This window comes from Pseudomonas gregormendelii, assembly GCF_017114825.1.
In the GTDB taxonomy this organism is placed as follows: Bacteria; Pseudomonadota; Gammaproteobacteria; order Pseudomonadales; family Pseudomonadaceae; genus Aquipseudomonas; species Aquipseudomonas gregormendelii.
In genome coordinates this window covers 1-551 of record NZ_JADEVO010000110.1, presented here as the reverse complement: position 1 = coordinate 551, position 551 = coordinate 1, and the positions used below count along the sequence as shown (strand labels likewise).

Genomic DNA, 551 nt, shown 5'->3' with positions numbered 1-551 from the left:
ATTCGCCGAAAATTCGATAATACTCAATTAAGAGCAACTCACAAATTTTACCTTAGCCTGATCCGTTACCAGTGAAAGTAACGTTCAGTCTATCTTTCTATCACATACCCAAATTTTTAAAGAACGATCTAATCAAAGACTAGAAATCAATATTCACACCGGAATATTCATTTCTAAACTCTAACAGCAGAAGCAGTTATATGGTGGAGCCAAACGGGATCGAACCGTTGACCTCCTGCGTGCAAGGCAGGCGCTCTCCCAGCTGAGCTATGGCCCCATAACAAAATTGGTGGGTCTGGGCAGATTCGAACTGCCGACCTCACCCTTATCAGGGGTGCGCTCTAACCAACTGAGCTACAGACCCAATTTCGAGCGCGCAACTGTTAGCTTGGAGCTATCAGCTTGGAGCTTAAAGCTGCTTCTATCGTCTTCTTCAATGAATCAAGCAATTCGTGTGGGAGCTCATGGAGCAGCTGATGTCGTCGATTAAGGAGGTGATCCAGCCGCAGGTTCCCCTACGGCTACCTTGTTACGACTTCACCCCAGTCATG

Annotated in this window: 2 tRNA genes and 1 rRNA gene; all 3 read right to left on the bottom strand. The window is 46.5% G+C overall.

The annotated features are described in order from the left end of the window. Nucleotides 1-201: 201 nt before the first annotated feature. Nucleotides 202-277, bottom strand: a tRNA-Ala gene (locus IMW75_RS26805). A 10-nt stretch (nt 278-287) separates the two neighbouring features. Continuing rightward, nucleotides 288-364 (bottom strand) — tRNA-Ile (locus IMW75_RS26800). Nucleotides 365-487: 123 nt separating this feature from the next. Beyond that, a 16S ribosomal RNA gene (locus IMW75_RS26795) occupies nt 488-551 on the bottom strand; the annotation flags it as partial.